This is a genomic window from Sphingomonas sp. VDB2 (assembly GCF_047946695.1).
GTDB classification, from domain to species: Bacteria; Pseudomonadota; Alphaproteobacteria; order Sphingomonadales; family Sphingomonadaceae; genus Sphingobium; species Sphingobium bisphenolicum.
Genome location: NZ_CP159615.1, coordinates 1,584,924 through 1,597,976 on the forward strand (window position 1 = coordinate 1,584,924; position 13,053 = coordinate 1,597,976).

Here is a 13,053-nt window from a genome sequence, read left to right on the forward strand (position 1 = left end):
GGCTTTCCTCTAGCGAATTGGGGTCAATGCTCGAACTTGTCCGCGACAAGCCGGTCGATCAGGCGCACGCCATAGCCGGTGGCGCCCTTGTCCCAGGTCGCGCCCGGCTTGTCGGACCAGACCATGCCGGCAATGTCGAGATGCGCCCACTTCACGCCATCGTCCACGAAGCGCTTGATGAACTGCGCCGCGGTGATCGATCCAGCGTAACGCCCGCCGATATTCTTCATGTCGGCGATCGGGCTGTCGATCATTTTGTTATAGGCGTCGGACAGCGGGAAGCGCCACAACTGGTCGCCGCTCGCCTTGCCCGCCGCGGTCAGGTCTTCGGCCAGGCCGTCATCATTGGCAAACAGGCCGCCATATTGATCGCCCAGCGCGACGATCATCGCGCCGGTCAGCGTGGCGAGGTCGATCATGACCTCGGGCGCGTAGGTCTTCTGCGCCCATGTGATGGCATCACACAGCACCAGCCGCCCCTCGGCGTCAGTATTCAGCACCTCGATCGTCTGTCCGGACATCGACGTCACGATGTCGCCGGGGCGCTGCGCATTGGCGTCCGGCATATTCTCGACCAGACCGCAAATGCCGACCACGCGCGCCTTTGCCTTGCGCCCGGCCAGCGCCTTGATCGCGCCGGCGACCGCGCCCGCGCCGCCCATGTCCCACTTCATGTCTTCCATGCCGGCCGCCGGCTTGATGGAGATGCCGCCGGTGTCGAAGGTCACGCCCTTGCCGACGAAGACGACCGGCTTTTCCACAGCGCCATTGGTGCCGTCCCATTCCAGCGCCAGCAGCCGCGCCTCGCGCACGGACCCCTGCGCCACGCCCAGCAGCGCGCCCATGCCCAGCTTTTCCATCGCCGCCTTGTCGAGCACGGTGATCTTCACGCCCAGTTCGGTCAGATGCTGGCAACGCTCGACGAAGCTTTCGGGATAGAGGATGTTCGCCGGCTCCGACACCAGTTCGCGGGTGAAGGCGACACCGGCGGCGACCGCAGCCAGCCGGTCCCACGCCGCATCCGCGCCCGCCGCGACCAACGTGACGGTCTTGAGCGTCGGCTTGGCCTTTTCCGGCTGACGGGTGCGATAGGTGTCGATCCGCCAGCCGCGCAGCAATGCGCCGAACGCCAGATGCGCCGCCAGTTCGCCGCTCGCGCCGCCGAAAAATTCCACCGCAGCATGGATCGCGCCGCTGGTCGACAGCTTTGCGGTCAGCGCCGCGCCGGCCTTTTCCACGTCCTGTTCGCTACCTGCGCCGATGCCCAGCAACAGCACGCGCAGCGTCTTGCCGCCTTCGGACACGAAGCTTTCGAAGCTCGTCCCCGTCTCGCCGGTGAAGCGCGATGCGGCGGCGCCCGCCGCCAAAATGGGCGCGGCCAACAGGGGCAGCGCGTCGAAACCGCCCTTGGGTACGGCGAACACCAGCGTGTCGGCATCGGGACGGGTCGGGCTGAACTGGATATCCATCGGGGTTCTTGTCCTCTTGTTCGTTCGGGGCGGGGGGCCAAGCCGGCCGCTCTCTTATCTGCCAGATAGTGCGGCTTTCTCCGTCTGGCAAAGCCGTTCGACCGATTTCCGGGCAAAGATGCGCGACGGGCGATTGCGGACGGGCAATCAGTGCGATAGGCGGGACGGCAAGATGCGCCCCGTTGATGAGGCCCCACCGCTTGCAAACCGTCCCGTTCCCTTCGTCCGTTCGCAATGCCCTGCTGGCTGGCGCGACGCTGCCCGCTTTCCTGCTGGCGCCCGCGGCACTGGCGCAGCAGCTCAACGAGCCCGCTACGCCCATCAGCGCGCCCGACGCGCCCATGCCGGAGAATGACGACCAGATCGGCTTTGCCGCCGACGCGCTGCAATATGACAGCAACAGCGAAGTCGTGACCGCCAACGGCAATGTCCAGTTGCTGCGCGACGGCAACCGCCTGCGCGCCGACAAGGTCATATGGGACCGCAACAGCGGGAAGGTCGAGGCGATCGGCAATGTCTCGGTCATCGATCCCGAAGGCAATATCGCCTATGGCGACCGCTTCGACGTCACCGATACGCTCAAGGACGGCGCGGTCGACAATATGCTGCTGGTGCTCCAGTCGGGCGGCCGCCTGGCGTCGGTGAAGGGCACGCGCGCCAACGGGGTCTACACGCTCAATCGCGCCACCTATACCGGCTGCGCGGTGGAGGACAGCCATGGCTGTCCCAAGGAACCTACCTGGCAGATCAACGCCATCCGGGTCATCTACGACCCGACGCGCCAGCGCGTCACCTACAAGAACGCCAATATCGAGCTGTTCGGCCTGCCGCTGATCCCGTTGCCCGGCCTGTCGCATCCGGTCGGCGATGGCGGCAGCAGCGGCCTGTTGATGCCCAATCTGCGCTATGACCGCAATAACGGCTTCGAAGTGGCGCTGCCCTATTATTTCAAGCTGGCGCCCAATCGCGACATTACCATCACGCCGCATGTCTATACCGATACGTTGCCGATGCTGGAGGCCAATTACCGCCACCTCTACGATCGCGGCGCCTATCAGGTCACCGGCTACATCACCCATGGCAGCCGCGTCGCGACCAGCGACAGCAGCACGGGGACGACCCCGGCGACAGCCGAAAAGGATATTCGCGGCTATCTCGACGCCAGCGGCAAGATGCAGCTGTCGCCGGAATGGAGCCTCGACGGGTCGCTCCGCTTCGCCACCGATCGCACCTTCCTGCGTCGCTACGATATCAGCCGCGACGACCGTCTGCGTTCGACGCTCGGCGCGCAGCGGATCGGCGAAAACAGCTATTTCTCGATTCGCGGCTGGGCGGTGCAGACTCTGCGCCAGGGCGATTTGCAAGGGCAGACGCCGATCGCGCTGCCGGTCATCGACTATCGCCTGCGGCTGAAAGACCCGCTGCTGGGCGGCGTGCTCCAGTTGCAGGCCAACACGCTCGCCATCACCCGCACCAGCGGCCAGGACACGCAGCGCGCCTTCGCCGCGGCGGAATGGAACCTGCGCACGCTGACCGGGCTGGGGCAGGAAGTCACCTTCACCGGCTATCTGCGCGGCGACGTCTATCACAGCAGCGACAACGCCCTGACCTCGGTCGTGAGCTATGCCGGCGATCCCGGCTGGCAGGCGCGCGGCATCGCCGCCGCTGCGGTGGACATGCGCTGGCCCTTCGTCGGCGAAGCCTTTGGCGGCGTCCAGCGCATCGCCCCGCGGGTGCAGATCGTCGCCGCGCCGCATCTGGCCAACCTGTCGCTGCCCAATGAAGACGCACGCGCTGTCGATCTGGAGGATAGCAACCTCTTCGCGCTCAATCGCTTCGCGGGCTATGACCGGTTCGAGGATTCGACTCGCATCACCTATGGCCTGGAATATAGCCTGGCGCTGCCGGACTTCTCGCTCGAAAGCATCGTCGGCCAGAGCTACCGGATCGACAATCGCCCCGCGATCCTGCCCGACGGCACTGGCCTGTCCGACCGCACGTCGGACATCGTCGGCCGCACCACCGTCCGCTACAAGGATTTCGTCGCCCTCACCCACCGCTTCCGCGTGGACAAGGACAATCTTTCCGTTCGCCGCAACGAGATCGACGCGACCGTTGGCAGTAAGAAGACCTATGCGATGGTCGGCTATCTGCGGCTCAACCGCGACGTGGCGTCGGGGCTGGAGGATTTGCAGGATCGCGAGGAACTGCGCCTGGGCGGCCGGGTTCAGTTCGCACGCTTCTGGTCGGTGTTCGGCTCGACCGTCATCGACCTGACCGATGCGAAGGAAGATCCGCTCAGCGTCTCGGACGGCTATGAGCCGGTCCGTCACCGCCTCGGCATCGCTTATGAGGACGACTGCCTGACGCTCGGCCTCACCTGGCGCCGCGACTATCAGGCCAATGGCGACGCGCGAAAGGGCAATGGCTTCCAGCTACGGCTAGCTTTCCGCAATATTGGCATATAAGGAACAGGCTCCCGCCTACCGTCAGGACTGGTTAAGGCGGACCAGCGCATCACGCGCCGGTTCGTATTGGAGATTTTTGCCGACGATGCTGCCTGTCGCTTCCTCGCCCAACCGCATGTTTCCCAACCGCATGATGCATGGCGTCCGTTCGGGTCTTCGCACCCTGCTCCTGTCTTCGGCGCTGCTCGGCACCGGCGTCCAGCCCCTTCTCGCCCAGACGGTCGATGACGGCAGCGACGTCGCGACGCAGCAGCTCAACCTGCCCAAGGACGTCACGCTCTTCGGCAAGAGCGACCCCAATGTCCGCAAGGCGACGGCGATCGTCAACGGCCGGATCATCACCGGGACGGACATCGACCAGCGCCTCGCCCTCATCATCACCGCCAACGGCGGCAAGGTGGAAGAGGCGGAAAAGGAGCGTCTGCGCGTACAGGTGCTGCGCAACCTGATCGACGAAACGCTCCAGATCCAGGAAGCCGCCGCCAACGACATCAAGGTCGATCCGGCCGAAGTGCAGCAGAGCTATGAGCGCGTCGCGGCCAATTTCCGCCAGTCGCCGACCCAGTTCGACGGCTATCTGCGCGAAAAGGGCAGCGCTCCGGCCAGCATCAAGCGCCAGATCGAGGGCGAACTCGCCTGGAGCCGCCTGCTCCGCCGCAACATCCAGCCCTTCGTCAACGTGTCGGAAGACGAAGTGAAGTCGGTGGTCGATCGCCTCAACGCCGCCAAGGGCAGCGACGAATATCGCATCGGCGAAATCTATCTGTCGGCGACACCGGAAAATCACGCCCAGATCGTCGCCAACGCGCGCAACATCATCGAACAGATACAAAAGGGCGGCAGCTTCCCGGCCTATGCCCGGCAATTTTCCGAAGCGTCGACCGCGGCGGTCGGCGGCGATCTGGGCTGGGTTCGCCCCGCCCAGTTGCCGCCCGAACTGGCGCAGGCCGCAGCGGAGATGCAGGTCGGCCAGATCGCCGGCCCGATCGACGTCGCGGGCGGCCTGTCGCTTGTCTATGTCATGGACAAGCGCAAGGTGCTGACCGCCGATCCGCGCGATTCGCTGCTCAGCCTGAAACAGCTCTCCGTGCTCTTCCCCCAGGGTACGACGAAGGATCAGGCCAGCGCCAAAGCCGCCACATTCGCCGCCGCCGTCAAGGAGATCAAGGGCTGCGGCCAAGCCAATGAGATCGGCGGAAAGATCGGCGCCGACGTCGTCGATAACGATAATGTGAAGGTGCGCGACCTGCCGCCGCAGTTGCAGGACATCCTCATGAACCTGCAAGTGGGTGAATCGACCCCGCCCTTCGGTTCGATCACCGACGGCGTCCGCGTGCTGGTGGTCTGCGGCCGCGACGATCCGGCGTCGGCCAATGCCCCCAATGCCGAACAGATCCAGGCCCAGCTTGAGGAAGAACGGGTCAACAAGCGCGCGCGCATCTATCTGCGTGACCTTCGTCGCGATGCGGTCATCGAATATAATTGACGCCGCGCCTCTCGCACCCTTTGCGGTGTCGCTCGGCGATCCCGCCGGGATCGGGCCGGAGATCGTCGCGAAAAGCTGGGTGATGCGCGAAGCGCGCGGCCTGCCGCCCTTCTTCGCGGTGGGCGACGCCGCGTCGCTCCGCGCAGTATGGCTGGGACCGATCGCGATCATCGGCGCGCCTGAAGAGGCTGCCGGCGCGTTCGGCACGGCCTTGCCCTGCCTTCAGGTCGCCGACGCGGGCGAAATCGTGCCGGGCAGCCCCAGCATCGACGGCGCCCGCACCGCCTTCCAGGCGCTCGAAGTGGCGGTCGGGCTGGCCAGACAGGGATCGGCTGCCGGAATCGTGACCGCGCCGGTGGGCAAGGAACAGCTCTACGGCGTCGGCTTCACCCATCCGGGCCAGACCGAATTCGTCGCCGAACGCTGCGGCGTGTCACCCCATAATGCGGTGATGATGCTGGCCGGACCGTCGCTGAAAGTCGTGCCGATCACCATCCATATCCCGCTGGCCGACGTACCGTCGGTGCTGACGATCGACCTGATCCGCGCCCGTGCGCTGACCACCGCCAAGGGATTGCAGCGCAATTTCGGCATCGCTCGCCCGCGCCTCGCCGTGGCGGGGCTCAACCCCCATGCCGGCGAAAATGGCGCGCTGGGCCGGGAAGAGATCGACGTGATCCGTCCCGCCATCGATCTGCTCCGCGAAGACGGCCTCGACATTGTCGGTCCGCTCGCCGCCGACGGCATGTTCCATGCCCGCGCCCGCGAAACCTATGACGCTGCGCTCTGCATGTATCACGACCAGGCGCTGATCCCGATCAAGACGCTCTATTTCGACGAAGGCGTCAACATTACGCTGGGCCTGCCGATCGTGCGCACATCGCCAGACCATGGCACCGCCTTCGGCATCGCCGGCACCGACAGCGCCAATCCCGGCGCGATGATGGCCGCGCTCAAGATGGCGGCCGAAGCCGCCCGCGCCCGCCTCGCCCATGGCTGACACGCGCCCCGCATTGCCGCCTCTTCGTGACGTGATCGCGCGCCATGGCCTCGCCGCCAGCAAGGCGCTGGGCCAGAATTTCCTGCTCGACGAGCAACTGCTCGACCGGATCGCCGCCATCCCCGGCCCGCTCCGGGACGCGCCCGCGTTCGAAGTCGGCCCCGGTCCCGGCGGCCTCACCCGCGCCATCTTGCGCGCGGGGGCAAAACTGGTCGCGGTCGAGCGCGACCGACGCTGCCTGCCCGCGCTCGCCGAACTGGAGGAGGCCTTTCCCGGCCAGCTCCGCGTCATTTCCGGCGACGCGATGGCGACCGACGCCCATGCCGAGGCGGGTGACGGCGCGCATATCATCGCCAATCTCCCCTATAATGTCGGCACGCCTTTGCTTGTCGGCTGGCTGTCGGCGCAATGGGCGCCACTGCCGTGGTGGTCCAGCCTGACGCTGATGTTCCAGATGGAAGTCGCCGAGCGCATCGTCGCTAAGGCCGGCTCCGATCATTATGGCCGCCTTGCCGTCCTGTCCCAATGGCGCAGCGACGCGAAGATCGCGATGAAAGTGCATCGCAGCGCCTTCACCCCCCCGCCCAAGGTGATGTCGGCCGTGGTCCACATCACCCCCAAGCCGGCGCCCGAAGGAGTGCAGCTCAAATATCTCGAACGCCTCACCGCCGCCGCCTTCGGCCAGCGGCGCAAGATGCTGCGACAGAGCCTGAAAGGTCTGCCCGGTGCGCTCGAAGCGCTGGACAGCCTCGGCATCGATCCGCAACGTCGCGCCGAAACCGTCAGCGTCGAGGAATTTGTCGCCATTGCGCGGATATTGAGTCGTTAAATAATAGCCCTCATTCGTTCGCTTCGAGCATAGTCGAGAAGCCGATAGCGCTGTGCCAGCGTTTCTCGACTTCGCTCGAAACGAACGGCTATCTTCTGGTCTGGAAACCCGATGTCCCGCCTCATCCTGTTCAACAAGCCCTATGACATGCTGTCCCAGTTCACGGATCGCGGCACAGATACGGCGCGCGCAACCCTGTCCGATTACATCGCCGTGCCGGGCGTCTACCCCGCCGGTCGGCTGGACCGCGATAGCGAGGGGCTTTTGCTGCTGACCGATGACGGCCGGCTGCAATCGCGCATCGCCGACCCCAAATATAAGACCGCGAAAACCTATCTGGCGCAGGTCGAGGGCGACGTCACAGATGCCGCGCTGGCCACGCTTCGCCGCGGCGTGGACCTCAAGGACGGCCTCACCCGTCCGGCCGATGTCGAACGGATCGACGATCCGGGCCTTTGGCCCCGCAATCCGCCGATCCGGGTGCGCAAGGCCATTCCCGACTGCTGGATCAGCCTTACCATCCGCGAAGGCCGCAACCGCCAGGTCCGCCGCATGACCGCGGCGGTCGGCCATCCCACTCTGCGCCTCGTCCGCTGGCGCATCGGTGACTGGACGCTCGATGGCTTGCAACCGGGCGAATGGCGCGAGGTTCAGGTCGGCTGATCGGCGTTACCGGGCAGGCGTAACAAACGCTTGCCCTTGGTCCGGCTGGTCAGATGATATTGGCCGCACCGGTCGCAGCGATAGAAACGCAGCGGCACGCTCCCCTCCAACGCCGCCGCCAGGGCCGCCTCCTGCGAGCCGAACCGCCTCTTGCGCGCACAGATGCTCAGGCGCGTACGGATCGCTCAGTCCTCGGGCAGGAAGCTGACGCTGCCCTCATTGTAGAGCGTCACCACCAGTTCCATCGCTGCGTCGGACCCGATCAGCCCCGGATCGATCACGACGCTGTCCGTCGCGCAAATCTGCTGGGCAAGCGCCGCAACATCGCCGCTGCAATCATGGCTCTCGCCATCCACGAACAGTGTCACCGAACCCTCATCCTGCGCCACAAAGGCGAAGCGGCTCGCCGGATTGCGGCACAGCGCGACGCCCTCCTCCACCAGTTCGCGCGCATCCTCGACCGCGATCGGCTCGTCGGGCCGGAAGTCCAGTTCGGGATATTTACGCTCGCTATTATATTCCCCGAACCACCGCGCAAAGGCGGCGCGGTCGTTCAAAGCCTCCGCCACCATCGCCTGCAACCGGGCCAGCGCCGCCGCGCCGATCTCGCCCGGATTGCTCTGCATCGTCAGGTCCGGATCGGCATAGCGGTCATCATCCTCCATGCCGCCGACGACATGGGCGCAAAATTGCTCGACCAGCTCGCTGCGCGACGGCGCGCGGAAGCCGACCGAATAGGTCATGCAATCGTCGCCCACGGCCACGCCATTATGCGCGACGCCCGGCGGCACATAGAGGATGTCGCCCGGCTCCAGCACCCATTCGGCTTCGGGCTGGAAATCGGCCAGCAGGCGCAGATCCTCATGCAGCATCAGCGGCGTATCGGCGTCGCACCGCCCGCCCACCTGCCAGCGCCGCCGGCCCAGCCCCTGGATCAGGAACACGTCATATTGGTCGTAATGCGCGCCCACGCCGCCGCCATCGGTGGCGTAGCTGACCATCACGTCGTCGATCCGCCAGTTGGGGATGAAGCGGAACGGCGCCACCAGCGCGGCGACTGCCGGCACATGCATGTCCACAGCCTGCACCAGCAACGTCCAGGGGCTGCGGCCCATCGCCCCGAACCGGTCTTCGGGCAGCGGCCCATGTTCGACCATCCAGCGCCCGTCGCCCTGGCCGATCAGCCGCGATTCGACGCCTTCCTCGCAGGCCAAACCCGCCAGTTCGTCCGGATCGAGCGGATTGGCCCATCCCGCCCACGGATTGCGGATCAGCAGCGGCTGCTTCTGCCAATAGTCGCGCAGGAACAGGTCGGCATCGAAATCTGTGAAGTGCATGGGCTGCCCGCGTTTCAGCGATCCGCCTCATGCGCCCGCCCACCGGCCTTGCCGTGCGATGCCGACGAAGTCAAAGCACGCGGCGAATAGCCATCATATTCACGGCGTTTCGGTCGGCGCTTCCTTGGGCACGATCACCGCTTCCTTGGTCGTCATCGCGACGGCGGGCGGCCCTTTCTGGATCGCCGCGGCCAGTTTGCCGACCGGCGCGCAGTCGCCCTTGCACAGGGCCTGCGCCTGCGCGAGCACATCCTTCGCCTTGGCGATCGCCCCTTTTTCCACCATCGCTTCGCCCTGCCCGGCCAGTGCGGCGACGTCGGTGGGATCGAGCAGCAGCGCTTCCTTGTAGAGGCGGATCGCCTTGCCCTGCAGCCCCTGTGCGCGCGCGACCTCCGCCAGTTCGATGAAGGCGGCGCGGTTGCGCGGGTCGATCGCCAGCGCGCTTTCCAGCGCATCGGTCGCGCCTTCCAGATTGCCGGCCTTGTGCGCGGCCTCGCCCGCCTTCTGCCATTCGACCGACTGCGGGCTGATCTGGCTGTCCGGCTTCTGGCTCAGCCCGACGCTCGACACGGTGGTCAGGACGACGGCGAGCGCAATCGAGGCGGGGGTAAAACGCATTAATGTCTCCAGCCATGTTTCAGGCGTTGATTTCGGCCCATAGCCCACGCCCCAAGTGTCGCGATTTTGCGGGCGCTTGTCCATGGCCTGTTTCACGCCTCCCGGCGCAGCCGCGCAAAGAAGAAGCCGTCGCTGCCGTCATGCCCCGGCGTCAGCAGCAACCCGGCGCCATGCGCCCGGCCGACGGGCAGGGCGATCGGTTCCGCCGTCCATCCGGCATGGCGCGCCAGAAAGGCATCGACCTGGCCGCGCCCTTCCCGCTCGGTCAGCGCGCAGGTGGCATAGACCAGCGCCCCGCCCGGCGCCAGCAAGGGCGCCGCAAAATCAAGGATACGGGCCTGTTCCGCGACCAACCGGTCGAGCCGCGCCTGCGTCAGCCGCCAGCGCGCCTCCGGGTTGCGCCGCCAGGTGCCGGTGCCCGAACAGGGCGCATCGACCAGTACGACGTCCACCTGTCCGTTCAGGCTCTCCAGCCCCCGCGCCTCATGGCTCTGGTCCAGCAGCAGCGTCTCGATGAAGGTCGCCCCCGCCCGCGCCGCGCGCGGTTCCAGCCGCGCCAGCCGTGACCGGATCGTATCGGCGGCGATCAAATTACCCCGCCCGCCCATCGCCGCCGCCAGCGCCAGCGTCTTGCCGCCGGCCCCCGCACATAGATCGATCACCGTCATGCCCGGTTGCACGGCGCACGCTGCCGCGATCCACTGGCTGCCGGCGTCCTGCACCTCGACCAGCCCGTCCTTCCATGCCGCCTGCTGCTCGACCGGAAAGCCTTCGGGCAGGCGCAGTCCGTCGGGCAGGCCAGCGATCGGCGTCGCGTCGGGCAGCAAAGGCGCGACATCCGGCGGCGTCGCTTTCAGCCGGTTCACGCGCACATCCACCGGCGCACGGCCCAGCAGCGCGTCCTGTTCCACCTTGTCCGCCAGCAACGGTTGCAGCCAGCACGGCACCGCACCGGCTTCCGCGCCCATCTCGCCCGGCTCGATCGGCAGCGGCGCATGGGTCGATCCGTCGAACAGCGCAGCGACCTCTGGCCGCTCCAGCGCCAGCCCGATCATCGCCTCGCGTCCCGTCTCCGGCCGCTCGGCCGCCCGGCGGATGGCATCATAGACATGGTCGCGCACCGCCCGCCGATCCCGCGACCCGGCATAGCGCCGTTCCTTGAAATAGCGCGCGATCAGCGTATCGGCCGCCGGCCCGCCATCGCGCGCGGACGCGATGATGGCGTCGAGCAGATCGATCGCGGCCTGGATACGAGCAGACGGGGTCATGCCATTCTTCCCCCCTCCCTTTTAAGTTTCAGGAGGGGCACGTGACCCTCCTGAAAGGGCCGGGGGTGGGTGCGCCGCGCAAGCGGCGCTTGCAACCTTGAGGCGGTGAAGCTCGCTACGCTCGCCACCCACCCCTAGCCCCTCCCTTAAAAAGGAGGGGGATTAAGAAAGTACCTACCGCGTCGGATAATTGGGCGCTTCCCGCGTGATCGTCACGTCATGGACATGGCTTTCCGACAGGCCCGCATTGGTGATCTGCACGAAACGCGCGCGTTCCTGCAAATCCTTGATCGTGGCGCTGCCGGTATAGCCCATCGCCGCCTTCACGCCGCCGACCAGCTGGTGGATGACATCCTTGGCCGGGCCCTTGAACGGCACCTGGCCCTCAATGCCTTCGGGCACCAGTTTCATCTGGTCCTTGATATCCGCCTGGAAATAGCGGTCGGCGGACCCGCGCGCCATCGCGCCGACGCTGCCCATGCCGCGATAGCTCTTGTAGGCGCGGCCCTGATAGAGGAACGTTTCGCCCGGCGCCTCGGCGGTGCCCGCCAGCAGCGACCCGACCATGACGCACCCCGCGCCCGCCGCCAGCGCCTTGGCCAGATCGCCCGACGTGCGCAGCCCGCCATCGGCGATCACCGGCACGCCCTGCTTGGCGGCCTCTTCGGCCGAATCCATCACGGCCGTCAGTTGCGGCACGCCCACGCCCGCGACCACGCGCGTGGTGCAAATCGATCCCGGCCCGATGCCGACCTTCACGCAATCCGCGCCCGCGCCGATCAGTGCCTTGGTCGCTTCGGCGGTGGCGACATTGCCCGCGACCACCTGCACATGGTTGGACAGCTTCTTGACCGCTTCGACCGCAGCGGACACCTGCTTGCTATGGCCATGGGCGGTGTCGATGACGATCAGGTCGCATTCCGCGTCGATCAGCGCGCGGCTGCGCTCCAGTCCCTTTTCACCCACAGTCGTCGCGGCGGCAACGCGCAGGCGGCCGGTGCCGTCCTTGGTCGCCTGCGGATAGGTGACCGCCTTCTCGATATCCTTGACGGTGATCAGGCCGACGCAATGATAGCCCTCGTCCACCACCAGCAGCTTTTCGATCCGGCGCTGGTGCAGCAGGCGCTGCGCCTCTTCCTGCCCCACGCCGACCTTGACCGTGGCCAGGTTATCCCTGGTCATCAGCTCGCTGACCGGCTGCTTGGGATTTTCCGCAAAGCGCGTGTCGCGATGCGTCAGGATGCCGACCAGCTTGCCGCTCTGTTCCACGACCGGAATGCCGCTGATCCTGTGCCGTTGCATCAGCATCTGCGCATCGGCCAAGGTCGCGGTCGGCAGGATGGTGATCGGGTTGACGACCATGCCGCTTTCGAACCGCTTGACCGCACGCACCGCGTCGGCCTGTTCATCGACGGTCATGTTCCGGTGCAGCACGCCGATGCCGCCCAGTTGCGCCATGACGATCGCCATGTCCGCCTCGGTCACCGTGTCCATCGCCGACGACAGGATCGGGATGTTCAGCTTGATCTCGCGCGTGACATAGGTCGACGTGTCCGCCTGGCTGGGCAGCACATCGGATTCGCCGGGCTGCAACAGCACGTCGTCAAAGGTGAGACCGAGGCGGATATCCATGGAAAAAGCCACTTTCTGCTGCGGAACCGACGCCGAAAAAGGCAGCGCTTCCGGGGGATTTGTGGCGGCCCATGTAACCACTATGGGCGCGGACGGCCAGACCCCTTGGGGGATTTTATTGCGGGGAAAAGGGCGAACCGTGATGAGCCTCGCAAGATGTCAGCTATGGGTGGATAGCGGACTGGCGGCGTCTTATGTCCGGCCCGCTGGCGGGAGGAGGAACAATCGGCTTCTTGTCGCCTGCGGACACTGAACCGCCCAACAAAAAAGGGCGCAACCACCG

10 protein-coding genes are annotated in these 13,053 nt (G+C 66.2%); 5 read left to right on the forward strand and 5 right to left on the reverse strand.

The features are described from left to right. Window positions 1-23: 23 nt before the first annotated feature. Window positions 24-1,469 (reverse strand): leucyl aminopeptidase, encoded by a 1,446-nt coding sequence (locus tag ABT375_RS07800; RefSeq protein WP_416464668.1) that lies wholly within the window; start codon window positions 1,467-1,469, stop codon window positions 24-26. A gap of 185 nt (window positions 1,470-1,654) precedes the next feature. Here ABT375_RS07800 and ABT375_RS07805 point away from each other — a divergent pair, with 185 nt between their 5' ends. The 5 genes from ABT375_RS07805 (at window position 1,655) to ABT375_RS07825 (ending at window position 7,915) form a co-directional block, all read left to right on the forward strand. After that, window positions 1,655-3,937 carry an LPS-assembly protein LptD gene (locus ABT375_RS07805; protein ID WP_416464669.1) on the forward strand — a complete coding sequence of 761 codons (2,283 nt, stop codon included), beginning with the start codon at window positions 1,655-1,657 and terminating at the stop codon, window positions 3,935-3,937. 85 nt (window positions 3,938-4,022) lie between these two features. Beyond that, window positions 4,023-5,423: a peptidylprolyl isomerase gene (locus tag ABT375_RS07810; protein ID WP_261936431.1), complete on the forward strand. Its 1,401-nt coding sequence runs from the start codon at window positions 4,023-4,025 to the stop codon at window positions 5,421-5,423. After that, complete coding sequence (pdxA, locus tag ABT375_RS07815; protein ID WP_416464670.1) at window positions 5,401-6,423, forward strand: 4-hydroxythreonine-4-phosphate dehydrogenase PdxA; 1,023 nt, start codon at window positions 5,401-5,403, stop codon at window positions 6,421-6,423. Before ABT375_RS07810 ends, pdxA begins: the two co-directional genes overlap by 23 nt. Further along, window positions 6,416-7,252, forward strand: a complete 837-nt coding sequence (gene rsmA, locus ABT375_RS07820) for a 16S rRNA (adenine(1518)-N(6)/adenine(1519)-N(6))-dimethyltransferase RsmA (RefSeq protein WP_416464671.1) — start codon at window positions 6,416-6,418, stop codon at window positions 7,250-7,252. Before pdxA ends, rsmA begins: the two co-directional genes overlap by 8 nt. A gap of 111 nt (window positions 7,253-7,363) precedes the next feature. Beyond that, on the forward strand, window positions 7,364-7,915 hold the full coding sequence (locus ABT375_RS07825; RefSeq protein ID WP_416464672.1) for a pseudouridine synthase: 552 nt from the start codon (window positions 7,364-7,366) through the stop codon (window positions 7,913-7,915). Between the two features lie 185 nt (window positions 7,916-8,100). Here the strand turns inward: ABT375_RS07825 and ABT375_RS07830 are convergent, their stop codons facing one another. The 4 genes from ABT375_RS07830 to guaB all read right to left on the reverse strand — a co-directional run bounded on the left by ABT375_RS07830 (window position 8,101) and on the right by guaB (window position 12,770). Beyond that, the gene (locus ABT375_RS07830; RefSeq protein WP_416464673.1) at window positions 8,101-9,252 is read right to left on the reverse strand and encodes a JmjC domain-containing protein; all 1,152 of its coding nucleotides are present in this window, start codon (window positions 9,250-9,252) and stop codon (window positions 8,101-8,103) included. A 99-nt stretch (window positions 9,253-9,351) separates the two neighbouring features. Beyond that, a complete protein-coding gene (locus tag ABT375_RS07835) occupies window positions 9,352-9,870 on the reverse strand; it encodes a tetratricopeptide repeat protein (protein WP_416464674.1) in 519 nt (172 codons plus the stop codon). 92 nt (window positions 9,871-9,962) lie between these two features. Continuing rightward, a complete protein-coding gene (locus tag ABT375_RS07840) occupies window positions 9,963-11,138 on the reverse strand; it encodes an RsmB/NOP family class I SAM-dependent RNA methyltransferase (RefSeq protein WP_416464675.1) in 1,176 nt (391 codons plus the stop codon). A gap of 174 nt (window positions 11,139-11,312) precedes the next feature. Continuing rightward, complete coding sequence (gene guaB, locus ABT375_RS07845; RefSeq protein WP_416464676.1) at window positions 11,313-12,770, reverse strand: IMP dehydrogenase; 1,458 nt, start codon at window positions 12,768-12,770, stop codon at window positions 11,313-11,315. Window positions 12,771-13,053 lie beyond the last annotated feature (283 nt).